The organism is Neotabrizicola sp. VNH66, from assembly GCF_049445895.1.
GTDB lineage: Bacteria > Pseudomonadota > Alphaproteobacteria > Rhodobacterales > Rhodobacteraceae > Pseudogemmobacter.
Genome location: NZ_JBMSDW010000027.1, coordinates 1 through 26,393 on the forward strand (window position 1 = coordinate 1; position 26,393 = coordinate 26,393).

General features: G+C 65.1%; 16 protein-coding genes and 1 tRNA gene. 13 read left to right on the plus strand and 4 right to left on the minus strand.

Annotated elements, in window-relative coordinates; genetic code table 11:
• The 13 genes from ACO2Q5_RS22350 to ACO2Q5_RS22410 form a co-directional block, all read left to right on the plus strand.
• Positions 1–111: hypothetical protein (locus tag ACO2Q5_RS22350; protein ID WP_423295275.1), on the plus strand; the 111-nt coding region annotated here is incomplete at its 5' end.
• A 353-nt stretch (positions 112–464) separates the two neighbouring features.
• Positions 465–540: transfer RNA gene (locus ACO2Q5_RS22355), tRNA-Trp, on the plus strand.
• 117 nt (positions 541–657) lie between these two features.
• The gene (gene secE, locus ACO2Q5_RS22360) at positions 658–843 is read left to right on the plus strand and encodes a preprotein translocase subunit SecE (RefSeq protein ID WP_423295200.1); all 186 of its coding nucleotides are present in this window, start codon (positions 658–660) and stop codon (positions 841–843) included.
• 159 nt (positions 844–1,002) lie between these two features.
• A complete protein-coding gene (gene nusG, locus ACO2Q5_RS22365) occupies positions 1,003–1,539 on the plus strand; it encodes a transcription termination/antitermination protein NusG (RefSeq protein WP_423295202.1) in 537 nt (178 codons plus the stop codon).
• A gap of 96 nt (positions 1,540–1,635) precedes the next feature.
• On the plus strand, positions 1,636–2,088 hold the full coding sequence (rplK, locus tag ACO2Q5_RS22370; protein ID WP_423295205.1) for a 50S ribosomal protein L11: 453 nt from the start codon (positions 1,636–1,638) through the stop codon (positions 2,086–2,088).
• Positions 2,089–2,093: 5 nt separating this feature from the next.
• Entirely contained in the window at positions 2,094–2,792 is a 699-nt protein-coding gene (gene rplA, locus ACO2Q5_RS22375) for a 50S ribosomal protein L1 (protein WP_423295207.1), read from the plus strand.
• A gap of 227 nt (positions 2,793–3,019) precedes the next feature.
• The gene (rplJ, locus tag ACO2Q5_RS22380; protein WP_423295209.1) at positions 3,020–3,535 is read left to right on the plus strand and encodes a 50S ribosomal protein L10; all 516 of its coding nucleotides are present in this window, start codon (positions 3,020–3,022) and stop codon (positions 3,533–3,535) included.
• Positions 3,536–3,603: 68 nt separating this feature from the next.
• A complete protein-coding gene (gene rplL / locus ACO2Q5_RS22385) occupies positions 3,604–3,978 on the plus strand; it encodes a 50S ribosomal protein L7/L12 (RefSeq protein ID WP_423295211.1) in 375 nt (124 codons plus the stop codon).
• Positions 3,979–4,221: 243 nt separating this feature from the next.
• Positions 4,222–8,355, plus strand: coding sequence for a DNA-directed RNA polymerase subunit beta (gene rpoB / locus ACO2Q5_RS22390; RefSeq protein ID WP_423295214.1), 4,134 nt, complete (start codon positions 4,222–4,224; stop codon positions 8,353–8,355).
• A gap of 71 nt (positions 8,356–8,426) precedes the next feature.
• On the plus strand, positions 8,427–12,656 hold the full coding sequence (gene rpoC / locus ACO2Q5_RS22395; RefSeq protein WP_423295216.1) for a DNA-directed RNA polymerase subunit beta': 4,230 nt from the start codon (positions 8,427–8,429) through the stop codon (positions 12,654–12,656).
• Positions 12,657–12,934: 278 nt separating this feature from the next.
• The gene (locus ACO2Q5_RS22400; RefSeq protein WP_423295218.1) at positions 12,935–14,104 is read left to right on the plus strand and encodes an efflux RND transporter periplasmic adaptor subunit; all 1,170 of its coding nucleotides are present in this window, start codon (positions 12,935–12,937) and stop codon (positions 14,102–14,104) included.
• Between the two features lie 6 nt (positions 14,105–14,110).
• Positions 14,111–17,200 (plus strand): multidrug efflux RND transporter permease subunit, encoded by a 3,090-nt coding sequence (locus tag ACO2Q5_RS22405; protein ID WP_423295220.1) that lies wholly within the window; start codon positions 14,111–14,113, stop codon positions 17,198–17,200.
• A 75-nt stretch (positions 17,201–17,275) separates the two neighbouring features.
• Complete coding sequence (locus ACO2Q5_RS22410) at positions 17,276–19,066, plus strand: monovalent cation:proton antiporter-2 (CPA2) family protein (RefSeq protein ID WP_423295222.1); 1,791 nt, start codon at positions 17,276–17,278, stop codon at positions 19,064–19,066.
• Between the two features lie 39 nt (positions 19,067–19,105).
• On the opposite strand, the gene ACO2Q5_RS22415 is transcribed toward ACO2Q5_RS22410, so the two are convergent.
• The 4 genes from ACO2Q5_RS22415 to ACO2Q5_RS22430 all read right to left on the minus strand — a co-directional run bounded on the left by ACO2Q5_RS22415 (position 19,106) and on the right by ACO2Q5_RS22430 (position 26,393).
• On the minus strand, positions 19,106–19,666 hold the full coding sequence (locus ACO2Q5_RS22415) for a hypothetical protein (RefSeq protein WP_423295224.1): 561 nt from the start codon (positions 19,664–19,666) through the stop codon (positions 19,106–19,108).
• 87 nt (positions 19,667–19,753) lie between these two features.
• Positions 19,754–20,629: a transglutaminase family protein gene (locus ACO2Q5_RS22420; protein WP_423295226.1), complete on the minus strand. Its 876-nt coding sequence runs from the start codon at positions 20,627–20,629 to the stop codon at positions 19,754–19,756.
• Positions 20,629–23,025, minus strand: a complete 2,397-nt coding sequence (locus ACO2Q5_RS22425) for a circularly permuted type 2 ATP-grasp protein (RefSeq protein ID WP_423295228.1) — start codon at positions 23,023–23,025, stop codon at positions 20,629–20,631. The genes ACO2Q5_RS22420 and ACO2Q5_RS22425 overlap by 1 nt, the downstream gene beginning before the upstream one ends.
• Positions 23,026–23,066: 41 nt before the next feature.
• Complete coding sequence (locus ACO2Q5_RS22430) at positions 23,067–26,393, minus strand: DUF2126 domain-containing protein (RefSeq protein ID WP_423295230.1); 3,327 nt, start codon at positions 26,391–26,393, stop codon at positions 23,067–23,069.

Genomic DNA, 26,393 nt, shown 5'->3' on the forward strand with positions numbered 1-26,393 from the left:
TTCGAAGTCGAACTGATCGCGCCGATCGCCATGGAAGAAAAGCTGCGCTTCGCCATCCGCGAAGGCGGCCGCACCGTCGGCGCAGGCGTCGTCTCGAAGATCCTGAAGTAAGATTTCCGGCAGGGCGGGGTCAACCCCGCCCTACGATATCAGAGAAGGGCCGTCCGTCAGGGCGGCCCTTTTGCTTTGCGCGGATCTTTCGGCACGGCGCGGTATGGTCGTCCCGGAGAGCAGGGCCCGCCATCGGCCGAAGCTTTGTCTTGAGGGGCGCGCATCGCCGCCCTTGCCGGCGGATCATGCCACCCCTTCTGCGTTCCCCGGCACCCGGCACCCGGCACCCGGCAGGGCGGGGCGGGCCGCCCCTGCCGCAAGAAGGGTGAATCTGGCGGCGCGCAGCCGCAGGAAAACGCTAACGAACCCTTGACCTTCGCCGCGGGCTGGCTTAACCCGCGCATCACGACCACAGGGGTATAGCTCAGCTGGTAGAGCGACGGTCTCCAAAACCGTAGGTCGCGGGTTCGAGCCCTGCTGCCCCTGCCATTTTCACGCATCGCGAGACGGAACGCCGCAGCGCCCCAGCCGCCGGTCTGCGCTTGAATTCCCCGCGCATCCGCCGTATCTGCTCAGCGTTCGAACGCAGTTACCCGGAAGGCGCCCATGGCCAACCCGCTTCAGTTTCTTCAGCAAGTCCGCGGCGAGGTGGCCAAGATCCACTGGCCCACGCGGCGCGAGGTCATGCTGACCACGGTGATGGTCTTCATTCTGGCCGCGCTGACCGCCACCTTCTTCTCTCTGGTCGATCTGGGCATCCGCTGGGGCCTGCAGGCCATCATCGGCAGCTGATCCCTCCGGCTGCCGGTTCGCCCTTGATCCCCGGGGGGCAAACGGCTATTGCCCCGGCGAAGCAAGGACAACCGGCGCGCACCGATTCGGGGTGCGCGCTGTTTTTTGTTCGGGAAAGAACGGGGTTCCGGCCCCGCAAGCGAAAGTGGAAGCGGACACATGGCAAAGCGCTGGTATTCGGTGAGCGTTCTCTCGAACTTCGAGAAGAAGGTTGCCGAACAGATCAAGCAGGCCGTGGAAGACGCGGCCCTTCAGGAAGAGATTGACGAGATTCTGGTCCCCACCGAAGAGGTGATCGAGGTTCGTCGCGGCAAGAAGGTCACCTCGGAGCGCCGGTTCATGCCGGGCTATGTGCTGGTGCACATGGAGATGACCAACCGCGGCTATCACCTGATTTCGTCGATCAACCGCGTCACCGGCTTTCTGGGCCCGCAAGGCCGCCCGATGCCGATGCGCGATGCCGAAGTGAATGCGATGCTGAACCGCAGCGTCGAGGGCGGCGAGGCGCAGCCGCGCAACCTGATCCGCTTCGACATTGGCGAAAAGGTCAAGGTCACCGACGGCCCGTTCGAGGGCTTCGATGGCATGGTCGAGGAAGTGGACGAGGCGGCCAGCCGCCTGAAGGTCTCGGTCTCGATCTTCGGACGGGCGACGCCTGTCGAACTGGAATTCACTCAGGTGACCAAGGGCATCTGAGCGACCGCGGGAGGCGAGCGCGACCCGAAAGGGGCGTGACGGACCGGACCGCTAAACCGCATCCCCCGGGATGCCGCGTGAAAAGGAGAGGGCCAGATGGCCAAGAAGATTATGGGCAGCCTCAAGCTGCAAGTGAAGGCCCAGCAGGCCAACCCGTCGCCGCCCGTCGGCCCGGCTCTGGGTCAGCGCGGCCTGAACATCATGGCGTTCGTGAAGGAATTCAACGCCAAGACCGCCGAAATTCCGCCGGGCACGCCCACCCCGGTCATCATCACCTATTATCAGGACAAGTCGTTCAGCCTTGAGCTGAAGACGGCTCCGGCCTCGTTCCTGATCAAGCAGGCCGCCGGTCTGCCGCCGGTGGGCAAGCGTAACCGCGCCAAGGGTTCGGCCAAGCCGGGCCGCGAAGTGGCCGGCACGATCACCGCCGCTCAGGTCCGCAAGATCGCCGAGACGAAGATGAAGGATCTGAACGCCAATTCCGTGGAAGCGGCGATGCAGATCATCCTTGGCTCGGCCAAGTCCTGCGGCATCGATGTGAAGGGCTGATCCAGATGGCAAAGATCGCAAAGCGCCTGAAGAAGGCTCAGGAAGCATTCGTCGGCAAGGTCAACGTTCCGGTGGAAGACGCCGTGAAGCTGATCAAGGGGGCCGCTTCGGCCAAGTTCGACGAAACCGTCGAAATCGCGATGAACCTTGGTGTGGACCCGCGTCACGCCGACCAGATGGTCCGCGGCGTGGTTCAGCTGCCGAATGGCACCGGCAAGACTGTGCGCGTGGCCGTGTTTGCCCGTGGCGCCAAGGCTGATGAAGCCAAGGCCGCCGGTGCGGATATCGTCGGCGCCGAAGACCTGCTGGAGACCATCCAGTCCGGCAAGATCGAGTTCGACCGTTGCATCGCGACGCCGGACCTGATGCCGCTGGTCGGCCGTCTGGGCAAAATCCTCGGCCCGCGCAACCTGATGCCGAACCCGAAGGTCGGCACCGTGACCATGGACGTCGCCAATGCGGTGAAGAACGCCAAGGGCGGTGAAGTCCAGTTCAAGGTCGAAAAGGCCGGGGTCATTCATGCCGGCATCGGCAAGGTGTCCTTCGACGAGGCCAAGCTGGCCGAAAACGTCCGCGCCTTCGTGGATGCCGTGACACGGGCCAAGCCGTCGGGCGCCAAGGGCACCTACGTCAAGAAGGTTTCGCTGTCGTCCACCATGGGCCCGGGCGTCTCGCTCGACCTGGCGACGACCGCACTGGCGTAAGCCAGACAGAATTCCTCTGGTGCAAGCCGGGGGATGGCGGGGCGGTTCGCCGCCCTGTCCTGTCCGAGACGGTGGGTGGCGCGCAAACGCCGTAAATCCTGCCTGAGATGGGAACGACGACCTTTCGCCCTTCGGCGATCCTGGCGTTCCGACCCGTTGCGGACCGAAACGCCCCTTGCAAAAGGGGCCAATTGAGCCGGGGGAAACCCCAACCTTGGAGTGAAACTGTGGATAGAGCCCAGAAAGAGAAAGTGGTCGAGGAACTCGGCCAGATCTTCGCAAGCTCTGGCGTCGTGGTGGTTGCCCACTACGAAGGCATGACGGTTGCACAGATGCAGGACCTGCGCGCGAAAATGCGCGACGTTCAAGGGTCCGTTCGCGTTGCCAAGAACACGCTCGCCAAGATCGCCCTGGAAGGGAAGCCCGCTGCGAAGATGGGTGACCTGCTGACGGGCATGACCGTGATGACCTTCTCGGAAGACCCCGTGGCTGCGGCCAAGGTCTCTGAGGCCTATGCCAAGGCGAACGACAAGTTCGTGATCCTGGGCGGGGCGATGGGTGACACGGTTCTGGACGCTGCCGGTGTGAAAGCCGTGGCCTCCATGCCGTCGCGTGAAGAGCTTATCGCTCAGATCGTGTCGTGCATCGGTGCGCCCGCCTCGAACATCGCCGGTGCCATTGGTGCGCCTGCTTCGAACATCGCAAGCATCCTGTCGACCATCGAGGAAAAGGCTGCGGCCTGATCCTGAATGTCTTCGTGGGTTGATCCAAACGTCGTTGGACCCCATCTAACCTTGAACGGAATGAGCAAATGGCTGATCTGAACAAACTCGCCGAAGAAATCGTCGGTCTGACCCTCCTGCAAGCGCAAGAGCTGAAGACCATCCTGAAGGACAAGTACGGCATCGAGCCCGCCGCTGGCGGCGCTGTGATGATGGCTGGTCCGGCTGCGGCTGCTGCCCCGGCTGAAGAAGAAAAGACCGAATTCGACGTCGTCCTGGTCGAAGCCGGCGCCAACAAGATCAACGTGATCAAGGAAGTGCGCGGCATCACCGGCCTGGGCCTGGTCGAAGCCAAGAACCTGGTCGAAGCCGGTGGCAAGATCAAGGAAGCGATTGCCAAGGCTGACGCCGAGGAAATCAAGAAGAAGCTCGAAGCGGCTGGCGCCAAGGTCGAGCTCAAGTAATCTTCGGTGCGGGCCTGCCCGCATCGCTGATTTCGGGCTGGGGATGGCTTTGCCGTCCCCGGCCCAACGCGCGTCTTGAACGGGGCTTTTGCGAAAGCCTCGCTCCAGGTGCGATGAAAGGTTCGGGAGCCGCCTGACGGGACAGGTGGCAGGTATGGAACCTCTCTCCCCTCTCGCCAGTTGGCGTGCCCCCGTGACCCGACGGGAGGCGCGCCGGCGAACCGATGAAAGGTGACCACGAGCATGGCGCAAGCTTACGTTGGCCAGAAGCGCATCCGCCGGTATTACGGCAAGATCCGCGAAGTTCTTGAGATGCCGAACCTCATTGAGGTTCAGAAATCCTCCTACGACCTGTTCCTGCGGTCCGGCGACGGCCCGAAGCCGGGCGACGGCGAAGGGATTCAGGGCACGTTCCAGTCGGTCTTCCCGATCAAGGACTTCAACGAGACTGCGGTTCTGGAATTCGTCCGCTACGAGCTGGAAAAGCCGAAGTACGACGTTGACGAATGCATGCAGCGCGACCTGACCTATGCGGCACCGCTGAAGGTGACGCTGCGCCTGATCGTGTTCGATGTCGATGAAACCAGCGGCCAGCGCTCGGTCAAGGACATCAAGGAACAAGACGTCTATATGGGCGACATGCCCCTGATGACCCAGAACGGCACGTTCATCGTGAACGGCACCGAACGGGTGATCGTCAGCCAGATGCACCGCTCGCCCGGCGTGTTCTTCGACCATGACAAGGGCAAGACCCATTCCTCGGGCAAACTGCTGTTCGCCTGCCGCATCATCCCGTATCGCGGCAGCTGGCTGGACTTCGAGTTTGACGCCAAGGACATCGTGTTCGCCCGGATCGACCGCCGCCGGAAGCTGCCGGTGACGACCCTGCTCTATGCGCTTGGCATGGATCAGGACACGATCATGAAGTCCTACTACGATACCGTCACCTTCAAATATGTGAAGAACAAGGGTTGGGTCACCCGGTTCTTCGCCGACCGTGTGCGCGGCACCCGGCCGACCTATGATCTGGTTGATGCCGCCACGGGCGAGGTCATCCTGAAGGCGGGCGAAAAGGCCACGCCGCGGATGGTCAAGAAGTGGATGGACGAAGGCGCCGTCACCGAACTTCTGGTGCCGTTCGACCATATCGTCGGCCGCTTCGTGGCGCAGGACATCATCAACGACGAGACCGGCGAGATCTGGGTCGAAGCCGGGGATGAGCTGACCTGGGAACTGGACCGCGACGGCGAGGTCAAGGGCGGCACGGTCAAGACGCTGCTGGATCAGGGCATCACCGAGATTCCGGTGCTGGACATCGACAATATCAACGTCGGTCCCTATATCCGCAACACCATGGCCGCGGACAAGAACTGGAACCGCGACACCGCGCTGATGGACATCTACCGGGTCATGCGCCCGGGTGAGCCGCCGACGGTCGAGGCTGCCTCGACCCTGTTCGACACCTTGTTCTTCGACAAGGAACGCTATGACCTGTCCGCCGTGGGCCGGGTCAAGATGAACATGCGTCTGGACCTGGACCGCCCCGACACGCAGCGCACGCTGGACCGTGGCGACATCGTGTCCTGCATCAAGGCGCTGGTCGAACTGCGTGACGGCAAGGGCGAGATCGACGATATCGACCACCTCGGCAACCGCCGGGTGCGCTCGGTCGGCGAGCTGATGGAAAATCAGTATCGCGTCGGCCTGCTGCGCATGGAGCGCGCGATCAAGGAGCGCATGTCCTCGGTCGAGATCGACACGATCATGCCGCAGGACCTGATCAACGCCAAACCGGCGGCGGCGGCGGTGCGTGAATTCTTCGGCAGCAGCCAGCTGTCGCAGTTCATGGACCAGACCAACCCGCTGTCGGAAGTGACGCACAAGCGCCGCCTCTCGGCCCTCGGGCCGGGCGGTCTGACGCGGGAACGTGCGGGCTTTGAAGTGCGCGACGTTCACCCGACCCACTATGGCCGGATGTGCCCGATCGAAACGCCGGAAGGCCAGAACATCGGCCTGATCAACTCGCTGGCAACCTTTGCCCGTGTGAACAAGTACGGCTTCATCGAAACCCCGTACCGCAAGGTGATCGACGGCAAGGTGACCGACGACGTGGTCTATATGTCCGCGACCGAGGAAATGCGTCACACCGTGGCGCAGGCCAACGCCGCGCAAAGTGCCGAAGGCAAGTTCCAGGATGACCTGATTTCCTCGCGGAAAGCGGGTGAATTCATGCTGAACCCGCCGGATGCCATCGACCTGATCGACGTGTCGCCGAAGCAGCTGGTGTCGGTCGCGGCCTCGCTGATCCCGTTCCTTGAGAACGACGACGCCAACCGCGCGCTGATGGGCTCGAACATGCAGCGTCAGGCCGTGCCTCTGCTGCAATCGGACGCGCCCTTCGTCGGCACCGGGATCGAGGCCGTCGTGGCCCGCGACTCGGGTGCTGCGATCATGGCCCGCCGGGCCGGGGTCATCGACCAGGTCGACGCGCAGCGGATCGTTATCCGCGCGACCGAGATGCTGGAACCGGGTGAGCCGGGCGTCGACATCTACCGTCTGCGCAAGTTCAAGCGGTCGAACCAGTCGTCCTGCATCAACCAGCGTCCGCTGGTGAAGGTGGGCGATACGGTCATCCGTGGCGAGGTGGTGGCCGATGGCCCCTGCACCGACATGGGGGAACTGGCGCTTGGCCGGAACGTGATCGTGGCCTTCATGCCGTGGAACGGCTACAACTATGAAGACTCGATCCTGATCTCGGAACGGATCCTGAAGGATGACGTGTTCACCTCGATTCATATCGAGGAATACGAAGTCGCCGCCCGTGACACCAAGCTTGGGCCGGAAGAAATTACCCGCGACATCCCGAACGTCGGTGAAGAAGCGCTGCGCAACCTCGACGAGGCTGGCATCGTCTACATCGGCGCCGAGGTGAACCCGGGCGACATTCTGGTCGGCAAGATCACCCCCAAGGGCGAAAGCCCGATGACGCCGGAAGAAAAGCTTCTGCGCGCCATTTTCGGTGAAAAGGCATCGGACGTGCGCGACACCTCGCTGCGTCTGCCGCCTGGGGCCTATGGCACCATCGTCGAGGTCCGGGTGTTCAACCGCCACGGCGTGGACAAGGACGAACGCGCGCTGCAGATCGAGCGTGAGGAAGTCGAACGTCTGGCCCGGGACCGGGACGACGAGCTGGGCATCCTTGAGCGCAACATCTATGCGCGCCTGAAGGCACTTCTCCTGGGCCGTGAGGCTGTAAAGGGTCCGAAGGGCGTGAAGGCCGGTTCGACCATCGACGAGGAACTGCTGGGCACGCTGTCGCGCGGCCAGTGGTGGCAGCTGGCCGTCGCCGAAGAGGCGCAGGCCAAGGAGATCGAGGCGCTGCACGACCAGTTCGAGCAGCAACGCCGTGCGCTGGACGCCCGTTTTGACGACAAGGTCGAAAAGGTGCGCCGTGGCGACGATCTGCCTCCGGGCGTGATGAAGATGGTCAAGGTGTTCGTTGCGGTGAAGCGCAAGCTGCAGCCGGGCGACAAGATGGCCGGCCGTCACGGCAACAAGGGCGTCATCTCGAAGGTGGTCCCGGCCGAGGACATGCCGTTCCTTGCGGACGGCACCCCGGTTGATCTGGTGCTGAACCCGCTGGGCGTGCCGTCGCGGATGAACGTCGGGCAGATCCTTGAGACGCACATGGGCTGGGCCGCGCGCGGTCTGGGCCTGCGGATCGACGAGGCGCTGCAGGACTTCCGCCGCCATGGAGACCTGACCCCGGTCAAGGAAGCCATGCGCTTTGCCTATGGCGACGAGACCTATGAGGATGCCTTCGGCGAAATGGGCGACGACGATCTGCTGGAAAAGGCGGCTCTGGTCACCCGTGGCGTTCCGATTGCCACTCCGGTCTTCGACGGGGCCAAGGAAGCGGATGTGAACGACGCGCTGCGCCGTGCCGGGTTCGACACCTCGGGTCAGTCCGATGTGTTCGACGGCCGGACCGGTGAGAAGTTCCAGCGCCGCGTCACCGTGGGCGTCAAGTACATGCTGAAGCTGCACCACCTTGTCGATGACAAGCTGCACGCCCGTTCGACGGGGCCGTACTCGCTCGTCACCCAGCAACCTTTGGGCGGCAAGGCGCAGTTCGGTGGTCAGCGTCTGGGGGAAATGGAGGTCTGGGCTCTGGAAGCCTACGGCGCCGCCTATACCCTGCAGGAAATGCTGACGGTCAAGTCGGACGACGTGGCAGGCCGGACCAAGGTCTATGAATCGATCGTCAAGGGCGAGGACAACTTCGAAGCGGGCGTACCCGAGAGCTTCAACGTGCTCGTGAAGGAAGTCCGCGGCCTCGGCCTGAACATGGAACTCCTGGATGCGGAGGAGGAGTGAGCGGGCAACCGCTCTGGGGCGGCAGATGCCGCCCCGCCCTCTGACCGCAACCTCCTGATTAGGGAAGCAAGATGAACCAGGAACTGACGAACAACCCGTTCAACCCGGTTGCGCCGGTCAAGACCTTCGATGAGATCAAGATCTCTCTGGCCTCGCCCGAGCGGATCCTGTCGTGGTCCTATGGCGAGATCAAGAAGCCGGAAACCATCAACTACCGCACGTTCAAGCCGGAACGTGACGGTCTGTTCTGTGCGCGCATTTTCGGGCCGATCAAGGACTACGAATGCCTGTGCGGCAAATACAAGCGCATGAAGTATCGCGGCGTCGTCTGCGAAAAATGCGGTGTGGAAGTGACGCTCCAGAAGGTGCGGCGCGAGCGGATGGGCCATATCGAGCTGGCCGCCCCGGTTGCGCATATCTGGTTCCTGAAGTCGCTGCCGTCCCGGATCGGCCTGATGGTCGACATGACTCTGCGGGATCTGGAAGCGATCCTGTATTTTGAAAAGTATGTGGTGATCGAGCCGGGTCTGACCGACCTGACCTATCAGCAGCTGATGACGGAAGAGGAATACCTCGACGCGCAGGACCAGTATGGCGCCGACGCGTTCACCGCCAATATCGGTGCCGAAGCCATCCGCGAAATGCTGGCCAACATCGACCTTGAGCAGACCGCGGATACGCTGCGCGAAGAGCTGAAGGAAGCCACGGGCGAGCTGAAGCCGAAAAAGATCATCAAGCGGCTGAAGATCGTTGAATCCTTCCTCGAGTCGGGCAACCGGCCCGAATGGATGGTGCTGACTGTTCTGCCGGTGATCCCGCCGGAACTGCGCCCGCTGGTCCCGCTGGACGGCGGCCGCTTTGCCACGTCCGACCTGAACGACCTGTATCGCCGGGTCATCAACCGGAACAACCGCCTGAAGCGCCTGATCGAGCTTCGTGCGCCCGACATCATCGTGCGCAACGAAAAGCGGATGCTGCAGGAAGCGGTGGACGCGCTGTTCGACAACGGCCGCCGCGGCCGCGTGATCACGGGCACCAACAAGCGCCCGCTGAAATCGCTCTCGGACATGCTGAAGGGCAAGCAGGGCCGGTTCCGCCAGAACCTTCTGGGCAAGCGGGTGGACTTCTCCGGCCGTTCGGTCATCGTGACCGGGCCGGAACTGAAGCTGCACCAGTGCGGCCTGCCGAAGAAGATGGCGCTGGAGCTGTTCAAGCCGTTCATCTACTCGCGGCTGGAAGCCAAGGGCCTGTCCTCGACCGTCAAGCAGGCGAAGAAGCTGGTCGAGAAAGAGCGCCCCGAGGTCTGGGATATCCTGGATGAAGTCATCCGCGAACACCCGGTCCTGCTGAACCGCGCGCCGACGCTGCACCGTCTGGGCATTCAGGCGTTCGAGCCGATGCTGATCGAAGGCAAGGCGATCCAGCTGCACCCGCTGGTCTGCTCGGCCTTCAATGCCGACTTCGACGGCGACCAGATGGCCGTTCACGTCCCGCTGTCGCTTGAGGCGCAGCTGGAAGCCCGCGTTCTGATGATGTCCACGAACAACGTGCTGTCGCCCGCCAACGGCGCGCCGATCATCGTGCCGTCGCAGGACATGGTTCTGGGTCTCTACTACGTGACCATGGAACGGAAGGGGATGAAGGGCGAAGGCAAGATCTTCTCCGACATCGACGAGGTCGAACAGGCCCTCGCCGCCGGTGAAGTGCATCTGCATGCCAAGATCACCTCGCGCCTGCGTCAGGTGGACGAGGAAGGCAATATCGTCTGGAAGCGGTATGAAACCACGCCCGGCCGTCTGCGGCTTGGCAACCTTCTGCCGCTGAATGCGAAGGCGCCCTTCGAACTGGTCAACCGGCTTCTGCGGAAGAAGGATGTGCAGACCGTCATCGACACCGTCTACCGCTACTGCGGTCAGAAGGAATCGGTGATCTTCTGTGACCAGATCATGGGTCTGGGCTTCCGCGAGGCATTCCGCGCCGGCATTTCCTTCGGCAAGGACGACATGGTCATCGCCGAGAACAAGTGGGATCTGGTCAATGAGACCAAGGACCTCGTGGCTGGCTTCGAGCAGCAATACCTGGATGGTCTGATCACCCAGGGCGAGAAGTACAACAAGGTCGTGGACGCCTGGTCGAAGTGCAACGACAAGGTGACCGAGTCGATGATGTCGACCATCTCGAACGTCAAGTATGACGACAACGGCGCCGAGAAGGAGCCGAACTCGGTCTACATGATGGCGCACTCCGGGGCCCGGGGTTCGGTCACCCAGATGAAGCAGCTGGGCGGGATGCGCGGCCTGATGGCCAAGCCGAACGGTGAGATCATCGAGACGCCGATCATCTCGAACTTCAAGGAAGGTCTGACCGTTCTTGAATACTTCAACTCGACCCACGGCGCCCGGAAGGGTCTGTCGGACACCGCGCTGAAGACGGCGAACTCGGGCTATCTGACCCGCCGTCTGGTGGACGTGGCGCAGGATTGCATCATCCGTGTCGTGGATTGCGGCACCGAAAATGCGATCACCGCCTCGGCCGCCGTCAAGGAAGGGCAGGAAACCGCCCCGCTGTCCGAACGCATTCTGGGCCGTGTCGCCGCGGATGACGTACTGGAACCCGGCACCGACAACGTGATCGTGGAACGGGGTGAGCTGATCGACGAGCGGAAGGCCGATCTGATCGGCGCGGCGAATGTGCCCTTCGTGCGCATCCGCAGCCCGCTGACCTGTGAAGCCGAAGAGGGCGTCTGCGCCCAGTGCTACGGGCGCGACCTTGCCCGCGGCACGCAGGTGAACATCGGTGAAGCGGTCGGCATCATCGCCGCCCAATCCATCGGTGAACCCGGCACCCAGCTGACGATGCGGACCTTCCACATCGGCGGCGTGGCGCAGGGTGGCCAGCAGTCGTTCCTTGAAGCCAGCCAGGAAGGCAAGATCGAGTTCCGCAACGCGAACACGCTGCTCAACGTCAATGGCGAAGAGATCGTGATCGGCCGGAACATGTCGCTGGCCATCATCGACGATGCCGGGGCCGAGCGTGCGGTTCACAAGCTGACCTATGGTGCCAAGCTGCACGTCAAGGACGGCCAGTCGGTGAAGCGCGGCGCCAAGCTGTTCGAATGGGACCCCTTCAACCTGCTGATCGTGGCCGAAAAGGCCGGGGTTGCACGGTTCAAGGACCTGATCTCGGGCATCTCGGTCCGCGAGGACACCGACGACGCGACCGGCATGACGCAGAAGATCGTCTCCGACTGGCGCACCGCGCCGCGCGGCAGCGATCTGAAGCCGGAAATCATCGTGGTCGATCCCTCGACCGGCGAGCCGGTGCGCGGCGACAATGGCAACCCGATCACCTATCCGATGTCGGTGGACGCCATCCTGTCGCTGGAAGACGGTCAGGAGCTGAAGCCGGGCGATCTGGTCGCGCGTATTCCGCGTGAAGGTGCCAAGACCAAGGACATCACCGGGGGTCTGCCCCGTGTGGCGGAACTGTTCGAAGCCCGTCGCCCGAAGGATCACGCGATCATCGCGGAAACCGACGGCTATGTCCGCTTCGGCAAGGACTACAAGAACAAGCGCCGCATCACGGTTGAACCCGTGGATGAGACGCTTCAGGCGCAAGAGTACATGATCCCCAAGGGCAAGCACATTCCGGTTCAGGAAGGTGATTTCGTCCAGAAGGGCGACTACATCATGGACGGCAACCCGGCTCCGCATGACATCCTGCGGATCATGGGGATCGAGGCGCTGGCCAACTACATGATCGACGAAGTGCAGGACGTCTATCGCCTGCAAGGCGTGAAGATCAACGACAAGCACATCGAGGTGATCGTGCGGCAGATGCTGCAGAAACTCGAAGTGCTGGATTCCGGCGACACGACCCTGCTGAAAGGCGAACAGGTCGAGAAGCAGGAACTGGACGAAGAAAACGCGAAGGCCCGCGCCCGCGGCCTGCGCGAAGCCAAGGCCGAGCCCGTGCTTCTGGGCATTACCAAGGCGTCGCTCCAGACCCGGTCGTTCATCTCGGCAGCCTCCTTCCAGGAGACCACGCGCGTGCTGACCGAAGCTTCGGTTCAGGGCAAGCGTGACAAGCTGGTCGGTCTGAAAGAGAACGTCATCGTCGGCCGGCTGATCCCGGCGGGCACCGGCGGGGCCACCCGCCGCGTCAAAGGCATCGCCTCGGATCGCGACAACACCGTGATCGAGGCCCGCCGGAGCGAGGCCGAACAGGCCGCCGCCCTGGCTGCGCCGATGGAAGAGCCGGTCTTCAGCGGACTGGCCGATCCGGTCGAAAGCCGCGACTGACCCGTCGCCACTGACCGCGATGACACCGGAAACCCCCGCCAGAGCAGTTCTGGCGGGGGTTTTCTTTTGCGCGGGAGTGGCCCGTGCAGTGCCGCCCGATGTCCCTGCCGGAACAGGGCCCCCGCCCTCCGTCGCGGGTTTCTGCACCTGCACACGGCTTCGTGAATAAGCTGCTGACGGAATGGGGCGTTTCCTGCGTATAACCGGAGCTGGCCGTTCCTTCGGGGCGGCTGCCCCGCATGCGCCTCGGGTCCGGGGCCGCCAGGATAAGAGGTCCCATGTCGCGTCCCGTCTTGATTGCCGCCGCCCTGTCTTTTGTGCTGGCCGGGCTTTTGCCCTTGCAGGCACCGGCACAGCAGCGGGGGGCATCCGGGCCGGTTGCGGCAGGCTATACGGTGGTCGAAAGCGCCAAGGTTCCGGTCACACTGACGCTGACGGGACGGGCGGTGGCACAGAATACCACGCGGGTCCGGCCGCGGGTCGGGGGGGCGATCACGGCCCTTCTCTACACCCCCGGTGCGGCGGTGCAGGCGGGCGATCCGCTCTTTTCCATTGATCCGCTGACCTATGAGGTGGCTCTGGCCTCGGCCGAGGCCAGTCTGCGGCAGGTGCAGGCCGACCTGACCTCGGCCCAGACCGCCTATGACCGGGCCGAACGGCTGCGCGAGACGAACACCGCCAGCGTGGCCGCGCTGGACGATGCGCAGGCCGCGCTTTTGAAGGCGCAGGCGGCCATGGCCGCGGCCGAGGCGGAACGGGATCTGGCCCGCGCCCAGCTGGACTGGACCACGATCCGCGCGCCGATTGCCGGGATTGCGGGTTTGCCGCAGGTCTCCGTCGGGGATCTGGTGACGCAGAACCAATCGGACGCGCTGGTGGAAATCGTGCAGATTGACCCGGTTCAGGTGGATGTCACCGAACCCTGGCCCCTCCGCCTGAAGATTGAGGCGCGGGCCGCGGCGGGGGAGGTGGCGCTGTCCGACCCGCAGCTGACGCTTCTGCTGGATGACGGGCAGCGCGTGTCGGGCACGGCGCGGCTGGTGTCGGCGGGGGCGACGGTTTCGGCCACCACCGGCACGCGGGTGCTGCGCTTTGAACTGCCCAATCCGCAGGGGCTGATCGCGCCGGGCATGTTCCTGCATGCCGAGCTGCAATTGGGTACGGAAACCGGTGTCCTCGTCCCGCAGCGCGCCACCGGGCGTGAACGCGACGGCAGCCTGTTTGCCTGGGTCGCCGTGGACGGCAAGGCTGAAAAGCGCAAGCTGACCGAGACCGGCACCGCGGGGAATGCATGGATCGTGAAGGCCGGGCTTCAGCCGGGCGAATGGCTGCTTCTGGATGGCACCGCCAATCTGCGGGAGGGCCAGGAGGTGGCGCCGGTTCCGGCGGTGATCGACGAGACCGGCGTCGTGCGCGATGCCGGCCCGGCCCCCGCACCGGGCAACTGATCCGCCATGGCACAGTTCTTCATTTCCCGCCCCGTCTTCGCCTGGGTTCTGGCCATCGTCACCATGCTGGCCGGAGCCTTCGCGCTCAGCCGCCTGCCGATCGAGCAATATCCCGACATTGCACCGGTCCGGATCAGCATCTCGGGCAGCTATTCCGGCGCCTCGGCCGAGGCGACGGAAAACTCCGTCACCTCGGTGATCGAAGGCGCGATGACCGGGATCGACGGGCTGTTGTTCATGACCTCGACCTCCTCGTCTACGGGCCGCGCCAATGTGGCGCTGACCTTCGATGATGGTGTGGATGCCGATGTTGCGCAGGCGCAGGTGCAGAACAAGCTGCAGCTGGTGGAGAACGCGCTGCCGGAAACCGTGCGCGACAACGGGCTGAACGTAAACCGGTCTGGCGAAAGCTCGCTTCTCGTCGGTGCGCTGGTCTCGCAAGACAACCGCTATTCCACGCTGGAGCTGGGGGACCTGACCACCGCCCTGATCGAGGATGCCGTCCTGCGGACTGAGGGTGTCGGCTCCATCGACAGCTTCTCCTCGGGCTATGCGATGCGGATCTGGCTGGACCCGCTGAAACTGGCGGAATACCAGATCACCACGGCGGATGTGACCTCGGCCATTTCGGACCAGAACTCCACCGTCTCCGTGGGCAATCTGGGGGCCCAGCCGGTGGTGCCGGGCCAGCAGCTGACGGTGGCCCTGTCGGCGCAGACGCAGATGAGTTCGGTCGATCAGATCGCCAATATTTCCCTGCGCACCAATGAAGACGGCAGTCAGGTGATCCTGTCCGATGTGGCAAGGGTGGAAATCGGGCAGGTCAGCTATGGCGCTTCGGCGCTGTTCAACGGGGCGAATGCCGCCGGGTTTTCGGTGACGCTGGCCACCGGCGCCAATGCGGTGGACACGGCGGAACGGGTGCGCGCGGTGCTGCAGACCATTGCCCCCGCCTTGCCCGAAGGGGTGGAGATCGCCTTCCCCTATGACACCACACCCTTCATCGAGGAATCCATCGGCACCGTCTACACCACCCTGTTCGAGGCGGTCGGGCTGGTGTTCCTTGTGATCCTTGTTTTCCTGCAAAGCTGGCGCGCCACGATCATTCCGGTGATCGCCATTCCGGTCGTCCTTCTCGGCACCTTCGGGGTGCTGTCGGTGCTGGGCTATTCCATCAACACGCTGACCATGTTCGCACTGGTCTTGGCCATCGGCCTTCTGGTCGATGACGCCATCGTCGTGGTGGAAAACGTCGAACGGGTGATGGAGGAGGAGAAGCTGGATGCTGTCACCGCCACCCGCAAGTCCATGGCCCAGATCACGCCCGCGCTGGTGGGGATCGCGCTGGTCCTGTCGGCGGTGTTCCTGCCCATGGCCTTCATGTCCGGCTCGACCGGAGTGATCTACCGGCAATTCTCGGTCACCATCATCTCGGCCATGGCGCTGTCGCTGGCGGTGGCCTTGATCCTGTCCCCGGCGATGAGCGCGGGGCTCCTGAAGCCGAAGGGGCATCATGGCGGCGGCTTTGCCCCGGCGCGCTGGTTCAACCGCGGCATGGCGGCGGTGACCCGCGGTTATGGCCGTGCGGTCGGGCTGGCCATGCGGGTGCCGGTGCTGTCCTTGGTGCTGCTGGCCGGCATTTCCTTCGGCGCGTTCCAGATGTTCCAGCGGCTGCCGTCCTCTTTCGTGCCGCAAGAGGATCAGGGTGTCCTGATGATCAACCTGCGGCTGGCCGAAGGGTCCACCACCGCGCAGACCGCCGCCGTGGCGACCGAGGTGGCCGACTGGCTGGCGGCCGAGCAATCCGATGTGGTGGATACCGTGATGACCGCGCTTGGCTTTTCCTTCGGCGGCGGCGGGCAGAACACCGCGATGCTGTATGTGAAGCTGAAGCCCTTTGCCGACCGCCCCGGCAAATCCGCGCTGATGCTGCAGCAGGCGGGCACTGCGAAGTTCCGCGGCCACAGGGCGGGGAATATCACCTTCAGCCAGCCGCCCGCCATTCAGGGGTTGGGCGCCAATGCCGGGATTTCGTTCTACCTCATTGATCAGGGGGGGCTGGGTCAGGCCGCGCTGGAAGAAGGCGCGCAGGCGCTGGCCGCGCTGGCCGAAGAGCGGGGCGTCGCCTCGGGCTTTCGCGGACACGAACCGAACCGCCGTCCTGCGCTGAAGCTGGAGATCGACCAGCAGAAGGCCCGCGCCATGGGCATCACCGTCTCCAGCGTGAATTCCATGCTGTCGGTCATTTTCTCGGGCCGGTCTGTCGGTGATTTCGAACTGGGGGCGGAACTGCGCCCGGTCATGGTGATGGGCGCGGCGGAATGGCGGATGCAGCCGGACCAGATCGACGTCTGGCATGCCCGCAATGCCGCCGGAGAGATGGTTCCCTTTGCCAGCTTCATCAACAAGGTCTGGACCGAGAACTCCCCCTCGCTGAACCGCTATGGTGGCACGCGGGCAATCTCGATCTCGGCCAACCCGGGTGAAAATCTGTCCACGGGCGAGGCGATGGTCCAGATCGAAGCTCTGCTGGCCGAGGTGCCGGGCGGCTTTGGCATCGAATGGACCGGGCTGTCGTATCAGGAACGGCTGGCGGGCAATCAGGCGCCGATGCTGTTTGCCATGTCGGCGCTGGTGGTCTTCCTGTGCCTTGCCGCGCTGTATGAAAGCTGGACCGTGCCCTTTGCGGTGATGCTGTCGGTGCCGGTGGGCATTCTGGGTGCGCTGGTGGCGGCCTGGCTGTTCGGGCAATCGAACGACGTCTATTTCAAGGTGGGCCTTCTGACGACCATCGGCCTGGCCGCGCGCAACGCTATCCTGATCGTGGAATTCGCCGAGGCGCAAAGGCGGCGCGGCGTCGCCCTCTTGGAGGCGACGCGCCACGCGGCGGAACTGCGGCTGCGGCCGATCCTGATGACCTCTTTCGCCTTCGCGCTTGGGGTGCTGCCGCTGGCCATCGCCAGCGGGGCAGGGGCGGCCACGCAGCATGCCATCGGCATCGGGGTGCTGGGCGGGATGCTGGCCTCGACGGCAATTGCCCTTTTCATGGTGCCCGCGCTTTACGTGCTGGTGAAAAAGACCACCGGGCAGGGCTGACCCGCAATCACGCGCATGGCGCCCGCCCGCCAGACCTGTATTCTGGACACGGGTTTGTGAACGCGTGGGGATTTCATGGCGGGTGAAGTGACAGCGGCGGCCGAGACCGTGGCCCATCACGGTGGCGGCGTCGATCTGGTGGCGGTGGTGGTCCTTCTGGCCGCTTCGGTCGTTGCGGTGCCGTTGTTCCGGCGGATCGGCCTCGGGTCTGTGCTGGGATATCTTGCCGCGGGTCTGGCGATCGGGCCTTACGGGCTGGGCTTTTTCAGCGATGCGCAGGCCATCATCCATGTGGCTGAATTGGGCGTCGTGCTGTTCCTGTTCATCATCGGGCTGGAGATGCAGCCCTCGCGCCTCTGGTCGATGCGGGCCGAGATTTTTGGGCTGGGCGCGCTTCAGGTCGGGCTGGCCATCGTGGCGCTGGCCTGGGTGGGCTGGGCTCTGGGATATCCGATGGAGGCGAGTTTCGTCGCGGGCACCGGCTTCGTTCTGACCTCAACCGCCATCGTCATGCAGATGCTGGAGGAGCGGCGCCAGATGGGCACGCCCCCCGGGCGGCGGATCATCGCCATCCTGTTGCTGGAGGATCTGGCCATCGTGCCCTTGCTGGCGCTGGTGGCTTTTCTGGCGCCGGGCGGCGAAAGCGCCACGCTGGCGGACCGGCTGTGGTCCGTCGCGCTTGGCCTTGGGGCCATTGCCGCGCTGGTGGTGGCGGGACGCTACCTTCTGGACCCGATGTTCCGCCTGCTGGCCCGGTTCGGCGCGCGCGAGGTGATGACGGCGGCGGCGCTTTTGGTGGTTCTGGGGGCGGCGGTCCTGATGCAGGCGGGCGGGCTGTCCATGGCCATGGGGGCGTTCCTGGCCGGGGTGCTCCTGTCCGAATCCAGCTTCCGCCATCAGCTGGAGGCGGATGTGGAGCCGTTCCGGGGCCTTCTTCTTGGACTTTTCTTCCTGGGTGTCGGCATGGCGCTGGACCTGAATATCATCGCCGCGAACTGGGCGGTGATCGTCATCAGTGTGCCGGCCTTCATGATCCTGAAAATGCTGGTGATCTACGGTGTCGCCCGCCTGACCCGCGCGCCCCGGTCCGAGGCGGTGGAACGTGCCGTCCTGATGGCGCAGGGCGGCGAATTCGCCTTTGTGCTCTACGCCAGCGCCACCCAGTTCGGTATTCTGGAGCCGGAATGGAACGCAAACCTCACCGCGATCATCATCATCTCGATGGTGCTGACCCCGCTGATGGTCATCCTCCATGACCGTTTTGGCCGCCGCATGGTGACCGAAGACATGGAGGGGGTAGAGATACCCGAGGCGCTGTCGGCGCCGGTGCTGATCATCGGCTTCGGCCGTGTGGGCCAGATCGTCAGCCAGCCCCTGCTGGCGCGCGGGCACAGCATTTCCGCCATCGAGACGGATACCGACATGATCCGCGCCGCCGAAAGTTTCGGCTTCAAGGTCTGGTATGGCGACGGCACAAGGCTGGACATCCTGCATGCGGCAGGCGCGGGCCATGCGCGGCTGATCGTGGTAGCCACCGACAAGGCCGAGACGACGACCCGCATCGTCGAGATGCTGAAGCACGAATTCCCCATGATCCCCGTGCTGGCCCGCGCCTTTGACCGCGGCCATGCGCTGGAACTGGTGGCGAAGGGTGCGGACTGGCAGATCCGCGAGACTTTTGAAAGCGCCGTCGCCATGGGGCGCGAGGCGGTGATCCGTCTGGGCGCCAGCGATGAAGAGGCGGAAGAGCTGATCGAAGGCGTGTTGCAGCGCGACCGGGAACGGTTTGCGGTGCAAACGGTCGAGGGGATCTATGCCGGGCGTGATCTTCTGCTGGGCAACCTGAACCAGCCGCCCGCGCATTGATGCGGGCCGGGGCCGCCGGAGAGGCGGCCCCGTCGCCCCTTACTTGTCGAAGGTCGCCAGAGCGTCGAAGTCGATGGCCGCCAGAACCGGCACCATGGCTGCAGAATCCATGCCCTGCGCCTGCACCAGCACGCGGTTGGCGATCAGGGCCGAAAGACTGCCCTCCTGATCCAGCATGTCCAGGCCGCCGACCTTGGTGACCTTGCCCATCATGGCCATCATCTGGGGATTGCCTAGGATCCCCGCCATGGACAGAACCAGCGGGCTGTCCGCCGTCAGGGTCAGGGTAAAGCTGTTGCCCGCGGCATCGGCATAGACGCCTTCGATCAGCACACCCGCCATGCCCATCATTGCCATGCCGTCCACCGTGTCGGTGTTCTGGCTCAGCGTCCAGCCCTCTGGCGCGGCGGGCAGAAAGGCGGCCAGCTTGGCCGTCAATTGCGTCTGAAGCGCCTTCTGCGCCGTGATCATCCGGGCGGATGTGGTGTTCAGATCGCCGGCCTCATAGGCGGCCAGCGCCTCGGACAGGGCGTCGCTGACCTCATCGGCCAGCGCCGGGGCGGGCAGGGCAAGACATAAAAGCAGGGCAACGGCGCGCATGAAATCCTCTCTCGATGAATGGTGCGGCATCAGGTTTGCCTGACCCCTGCCAGCCGCGCAACCGCGGGATTCCCGATGCGCCCGCCGCTAGGCTTCGGCGATGTCCACGCTGTGGGATCCCTGCTGTCCGCCTTCCAGCCGCAGGGATCCTGTCACCGGGGCCACATCGCCATAGTCGCGGCCATAGCCCACGACAATATGGTCGGTATCCACCCGGCAGGCATTGGTGGGATCATATTCGATCCAGCCCGTCTGGTGCCCGGCCCAGGCGCGCACCCAGGCGTGCATGGCATCGGCCCCCTGAAGCCGCGGCTTGCCGGGCGGGGGCAGGGTGCGCAGATAGCCCGCGACATAGGCCGCGGGCACGCCCAGATGGCGCAGGCCCGCAATCATGATCTGGGCAAAGTCCTGGCATACGCCCTTTCGGCCGGCAAAAGCCTCGGCCACCGGTGTGTCCACTTCGGTCGCGTCGGCGTCGAAGGCCATCGCCTCGTGCAGGGCCAGACCCAGCTGCTCGATCACCTCGACCGCGGTGGCGGCACCTGCGGTGGCGGTCAGCGCAAAGGCGCAGATCTCGCCCACATCCGGTATCCGGGGCGAGGGCGACAGAAAATGATGCGGGCTGTCGCCGGACACATCCAGCACCGCAGCCAGTTCCCCGGGCAAAGCGGACAGCGGGGGCGAGGCATCCGGCCCCGACGGGATGGGGCGGCGATCCACCTCTGCCGCCATCACCACGCTCAGATCGCGCAGCCCGGCGGGCAGCACCACCTCGACCGCGCCGGTGCCGAAAAAGTCGGTGAACCCGTGTTCCTCCAGCGGGGCGGGCTGGATCGCCAGACGGCAGGATTTCACCAGCTGCCGTCCGGGCAGGGTGGCAGGCATCACCCGCACGATCTGCCGCCCGCCGCCGGAGGGGCGTTGAAAGCGGTAGCGGATTTCAAGGCGCAGCGTGTAATCCATCAGCGGAAGTAGGTCCCCGTCAGGTGATCGGACCAGGTGGCCAGCCGCGACCGGATCAGCCACAGAGCGTTGGTGGTCAGCGCCTCGGGCCGCCCCGCTTCCAGCTCCAGCTGAATCTGCCGCACCTGCGCCAAGAGGGGGGAGATCGTGCTTTCCCCCTGGGTGCCGGGCAGATGGGCCACCTGTTCCACCATCCCGTCCACTTGATGGCGCACGGACCGCGGGTTTGCCCCGTCCAGCGCCAGAAGATCCACCACCGTGTCACGGCTGGTGGAGACGGCAAAGCGGCGCCGGTGGGTCATGACGCTGTCCCCCAGCTCTACCGCCATATCCAGCGCGCCTTCGGGCATGGCGGGGTCCGCCAGATGGGCCAGACCCGCGGTCATGCCCATGGCGCGTTCCAGCTGGCGGCCAAGGGACAGGAAGCGCCAGCCCATGAAACGATACATGTTCTCGTTCACAAGACCGCTGATCCCGGCCAGCTTGCGCAACAGTGCGGACAGCGCGCGCGCCGCATCGTCGCCGGGCGTCACCCGTGCGGCCATCCGCCGGGCGGTCTTGTCAATATCGGCCAGAGCCGACCAGGCATCGGGGGAAAACCGGTCCCGCACCCGGCCCGCCGTGGCAAAGGCCGCCGACAAGGTGTTCAGAAGGCCGGGTGGAATGCCCTTGTCCGGGTCCACCCCGTTGAAATCCAGCAAGGGCCGGATCGCCCGCAGTAGCGGGCGCGCGGTGGCACCGCTTTCGGCCAGCCGCACATGGCAGGCGCGCAAGAGGCGCACCGAAGCCTCGGTCCGTTCGACATAGCGGCCCAGCCAGAACAGGTTGTCGGCGGCGCGCGCGGGCAGGGCGCCCGGCGTCACCCGGCGATAGGGCACCGAGGCCGGCGCCGAGAGCGAGACTTCGGGCACCGGCCCGGGGCTGACGACCCAGACATCGGCGGTCGATCCGCCGCGTTGCATGGCAATGGCGGCGGGGTCCGGGCTGGCACCGATCCGGGCAAAGCCGCCGGGCATCACCCGCCATTCGCCCTGCACCCGCGCCAGAAACACCCGCATCGTCATGGGGCGCGGCAGAAGCCGCCCTTCCACCAGCGTGGGGGTGGTGGACAACTGCACCACCTCTTGCGCGACCAGCCGCGGCCCGGTGGCGGCCAGCCGTTCGGCGAGAAGGCCGGGCGGCAACGCGGCGGCCAGACCCAGTTCCCCCTGATGGTCGAAGGGGGCGCCGGTTGCCATGGCGCGCGACAGCACCCGGTTTGCCGGATCGGCCAGCAGCGCCGCCCGTTCTGCCGCGCCGCCCAGCCACCATGTGGCGATATTGGGCAGGATCAGCGGCTTGCCGGTCAGGATCGGCGCCAGCCGCGGCAGAAAGGCCATCAGCGCCCGCGTCTCCAGCACGCCCGATCCCAGCGAGTTGATCATCGTCATCCCGCCCGCGCGCAGGGCAGAGACCAGCCCGGGCGTGCCGATCTGCGAGGCCGGGTCCAGCTCCACAGGGTCGGCATAGGTGGAATCCAGCCGCCGCCACAAAACCTCGGCCGGGCGCGGGCCCGAGACGGTGCGGACATGCACCCGCCCGTCGATCACCGTCAGATCCTCGCCCTGCACAAGGGTAAAGCCCAGATAGCGGGCGATATAGGCGTGTTCGTAATAGGTTTCATTCATCGGCCCGGGGGTCAGGATGACCACGCGGCTTTCGTTGTCCTCTCCCGCCTGCAACAGGCTGTTGCGGAAATCGCGGAAGAATCCGGCCAGACGATGGATGTTGCCGGTCGAGTAAAGCTCGGAAAACGCGCGGCTGGTGGCGACGCGGTTTTCCAGCGCATAGCCCGCGCCCGAAGGGGCCTGAGCGCGGTCGGCCAGTACCCACCAGTTGCCGTCCGGGCCGCGGCCGATCTCAAACGCCAGAAAATGCAGGTAATGCCCAGACCGCGGCGCCACCCCCACCATGGGGCGCAGCCATTCGGGATTGGCCGCCACCAGTTCCGGCGGCAGGTGGCCGCCCGCCACCATGCGGTTCGGGCCATACAGATCGGCCATCAGCCGCTCCAGCAGCTCAGCCCGCTGGATCAGGCCGGGGGTCAGCCGGTCCCAGTCCTCTTGCCCGACCAGAACCGGCACCGGCGACAGCGGCCACGGCCGTTCGTCCGAGCTGCCCGCGCCATATTGCCGGTAGAACACCCCGGAATCGCGCAGATACTGGTCGGCCCGCGCCCGGCGCAGTTCCATCTCATGGGATGAGGCGCGCGCCAATGCCGCGGCCAGCCCGCGCCACAGCGGCCGGACCGTGCCGTCCGGGCCGATCATCTCGTCCGGGATGCCGGGCTGGCGCACATATCCGCGCGGTGCGGGCACGCGCGTCTCCTCCATTCCTTCGGTCCCCTCGCCGGCCATCGCTTCCTCCGCCCGAAAGGCGGGCGTTTGATCAAACCGGATCAGACGCCGATCGGGCGCCGGAGGTCAAGCGTCATCGGGAATTCGGCCGACCGGCGTTCGGTCGCGGGTTGCCAGAAGGTGCCCGCGCGGTGGCCGTTCGGCTGGAACCGGGCCAGACGCCGGGCCTCGGCCTCGTTGCCATTGACGGGGAAGGTGTCGTAATTGCGCCCGCCCGGATGGGCGACGTGATAAGTGCAGCCGCCGATGGCGCGGCCCGACCAGCGGTCGTAGATGTCAAAGGTCAGCGGCGCCTGCACCGGCAGGGTGGGGTGCATCGCGCTGGCGGGTTGCCAGGCCTTGAACCGCACGCCCGCCACCGAAACGCCCGGAGAGACCTGCGCCAAGGGCACCTCGCGCCCGTTGCAGGTGACGGTATAGCGGTTCGTCTCGGCCGCGGTCAGCTTGACCTGAAGCCGCTCGGTCGAGCTGTCGGTGTAGCGCACCGTTCCGCCGATGGCGCCGGTTTCGCCCAGCACATGCCACGGCTCCAGCGCCTGCCGCAGTTCCAGATGCGCGCCCTGATATTCGGCCTCGCCGCAGAAGGGGAAGCGGAACTCGCCCTGCGCGACGAACCATTCCTCTTTCAGATCAAAGCCATGCTCGCGCAGGTCGCGCAGCACGTCGAGGAAATCTTCCCAGACGTAATGCGGCAGCATGAAGCGGTCATGCAGCGCGGTGCCCCAGCGGGTCAGGTCGCCGCGGGCCGGATTGGCCCAGAACCGCGCGATCAGCGCCCGCAGGAGCAGTTGCTGGGCCAGCGACATGCGGGCATCCGGCGGCATCTCGAACCCGCGGAATTCCACCAGCCCCAGCCGCCCCGTGGGGCCATCCGGGGAGTAAAGCTTGTCGATGCAGATTTCCGCCCGGTGGGTGTTGCCGGTGACGTCGGTCAGCAGGTTCCGCAGCAGCCGGTCCGTCAGCCACGGCATCGGGATCATCCCCTCGCCCGGGGCGGGGATCTGGCTCAGCGCGATTTCCAGCTCATACAGCGCATCATGCCGCGCCTCGTCGATCCGCGGCGCCTGAGAGGTCGGGCCGATGAACAGGCCCGAGAACAGGTAGCTGAGCGAAGGCTGGCGGTTCCAATGCAGGATCAGCGACTTCAGCAGGTCAGGCCGGCGCAGGAACGGGCTGTCTAGCGTGGTGGCGCCGCCGACCACCACATGGTTGCCGCCGCCGGTGCCCGTGTGTTTGCCGTCGATCATGAACTTTTCGGCGCAAAGGCGGCTGTCGCGCGCATCCTCATAGACGCCCTGGGTGATGGCCACGCAATCCTCCCATGACGTGGCGGGATGGATGTTCACCTCGATCACGCCGGGATCGGGGGCCACGCGGATCACGTTCAGCCGGGGGTCCTGCGGCGGCTGATAGCCTTCGACATGCACCTTCAGCCCCAGCCGGGCCGCGGCACTTTCGGCCACATGCAGCAGGTCGATGTAATCTTCCAGATTGGTGACAGGCGGCATGAAGATGCAGAGCCGCCCCTCGCGCGGCTCCACCGTCAAAGCGGTGCGGACAAAGCCTTCCACCTCGGCCACCGACTGGCCCGGCATCACCTGCACGGGCGCATTGGCCACGAAAGAGGCCATAGGCTGGGTCTTGCGGTTGGGGTCGATCTTTTCCGGCTCGGGCAGGGGGGCGCGGTCGACGGTCGGGTCCGCCGGGTTCACATAGGGATATTGCGCCGGGGTCAGATAGGGCAGGCTGTTCAGCGGGATACGATAGCCGACGGGGCTGTCGCCCGGCACAAGGAACACCTTGCCGCGCCGCAGCCGCCAGCGTTCGGAATACCACTTCCGCCGCCCGTCACGGCCCATCCACGGCTGCACCGGCAGCACAAAGCCGGTGGGATTGGTCAGTCCGCGGTCAAACACCTGCGCCAGCCGGTGCCGCGCCTCGGGGTCTTTCAGCTTGGAGTTTTCAGGCGTGACGTTGTCCGGCAGCTGCGCCTCTTTCACCAGCCATTCGGCCGGGTCTTCGTAGGCGGGCAGGATGTTGTCCTCGGGCAGTTCCAGTTCGACCGCGATTTCCCGCAGCAGCTCCTGCGCCTGCAAGGTCGTGGCGCCCTGATCCACCCCTTCGGCGGCGATCAGTTCGGGGTTCTGCCAGACCGGCTGGCCGTCACGGCGCCAGTACAGGCTGAAGGTCCAGCGCGGCAGCGTCTCGCCCGGATACCATTTGCCCTGCCCGTAATGCAGGAAGCCGCCGGGGGCGAAACGGTCGCGCAGCTTGCGGATCAGCACATCGGCGCGGTCGCGCTTGGTGGGGCCGACGGCGGCGGTGTTCCATTCGGCCGCCTCGAAATCGTCGATCGACACGAAGGTCGGCTCGCCCCCCATGGTCAGCCGCACATCGCCCGCCTGCAGCGCCTGATCGACCTTCTTGCCAAGCGCGTTCAGATCGTCCCAGCTTTCATCGCTGAAGGGTTTGGTGATGCGGGGGTGCTCCGCCACCCGCGACACCTTCATGTCGAAGTCAAAGCTGACCTCGGCCTGTCCGAAATACCCACCCGAAATCGGCGCGGCATTGCGGTAATGCGGGGTTGCGGCCAGCGGGATATGGCTTTCCCCCGCCAGAAGGCCCGAGGTCGGGTCCAGGCCGATCCAGCCCGCGCCGGGCAGATAGACCTCGACCCAGGCATGCAGGTCGGTGAAATCCACCTCGGTGCCGGAGGGGCCGTCCAGCGCTTTCAGATCGGGCTTCAGCTGGATCAGATAGCCCGAGACGAAGCGCGCGGCAAAGCCCAGATGGCGCAGCATGTTGACCAGAAGCCAGCTGCTGTCCCGGCAGGATCCGGCGGCCAGCGCCAGCGTCTGCTCGGGCGTCTGCACCCCCGGCTCCATCCGGATCAGATATTTGATGTGATTGGCCAGATCGCGGTTCAACCCCACCACGAAATCCACCGTCCGCGCCTTCTTGCGCGGGATGGTGGCCATATAGGCCTCCAGCTCCGGCCCCATCGGATCGGCCTTGCGGTAGATCGACAGGTCGTCCTGCAGATCCAGCGGATAGTCGAAGGGCCATTCCTCGGCCGATTCCTCAACGAAGAAATCGAAGGGATTGTAGACCGTCATGTCGGCCACCAGATCGACCTCGATCTTCAGTTCCTTCACCGGTTCGGGAAAGACGAAGCGGGCCAGCCAGTTGCCGTAGGGGTCCTGCTGGTGGTTCACGAAATGCCCGCCGGGCGAGATCTTCAGACTGTGCGAGATCACGCGCGTGCGGCTGTGCGGGGCCGGGCGCAGCCGGATGATCTGCGGGCCAAGGCGGACCGGCCGGTCATAGATGTAATGGGTCAGGTGGTAGATGCTGGCCTTGATCGACAT

Excerpts from the sequence above, each read along its gene's own strand:
- ACO2Q5_RS22430 (WP_423295230.1), bottom strand. The coding sequence starts at position 26,393 with ATGTCGATCAAGGCCAGCATCTACCACCTGACCCATTACATCTATGAC.
- rpoC (WP_423295216.1), top strand. The coding sequence starts at position 8,427 with ATGAACCAGGAACTGACGAACAACCCGTTCAACCCGGTTGCGCCGGTC.
- ACO2Q5_RS22410 (WP_423295222.1), top strand. The coding sequence starts at position 17,276 with ATGGCGGGTGAAGTGACAGCGGCGGCCGAGACCGTGGCCCATCACGGT.
- rplL (WP_423295211.1), top strand. The coding sequence starts at position 3,604 with ATGGCTGATCTGAACAAACTCGCCGAAGAAATCGTCGGTCTGACCCTC.
- rpoB (WP_423295214.1), top strand. The coding sequence starts at position 4,222 with ATGGCGCAAGCTTACGTTGGCCAGAAGCGCATCCGCCGGTATTACGGC.
- ACO2Q5_RS22425 (WP_423295228.1), bottom strand. The coding sequence starts at position 23,025 with ATGGCCGGCGAGGGGACCGAAGGAATGGAGGAGACGCGCGTGCCCGCA.
- ACO2Q5_RS22405 (WP_423295220.1), top strand. The coding sequence starts at position 14,111 with ATGGCACAGTTCTTCATTTCCCGCCCCGTCTTCGCCTGGGTTCTGGCC.
- ACO2Q5_RS22415 (WP_423295224.1), bottom strand. The coding sequence starts at position 19,666 with ATGCGCGCCGTTGCCCTGCTTTTATGTCTTGCCCTGCCCGCCCCGGCG.
- rplK (WP_423295205.1), top strand. The coding sequence starts at position 1,636 with ATGGCCAAGAAGATTATGGGCAGCCTCAAGCTGCAAGTGAAGGCCCAG.
- ACO2Q5_RS22400 (WP_423295218.1), top strand. The coding sequence starts at position 12,935 with ATGTCGCGTCCCGTCTTGATTGCCGCCGCCCTGTCTTTTGTGCTGGCC.
- rplA (WP_423295207.1), top strand. The coding sequence starts at position 2,094 with ATGGCAAAGATCGCAAAGCGCCTGAAGAAGGCTCAGGAAGCATTCGTC.
- ACO2Q5_RS22420 (WP_423295226.1), bottom strand. The coding sequence starts at position 20,629 with ATGGATTACACGCTGCGCCTTGAAATCCGCTACCGCTTTCAACGCCCC.
- nusG (WP_423295202.1), top strand. The coding sequence starts at position 1,003 with ATGGCAAAGCGCTGGTATTCGGTGAGCGTTCTCTCGAACTTCGAGAAG.
- secE (WP_423295200.1), top strand. The coding sequence starts at position 658 with ATGGCCAACCCGCTTCAGTTTCTTCAGCAAGTCCGCGGCGAGGTGGCC.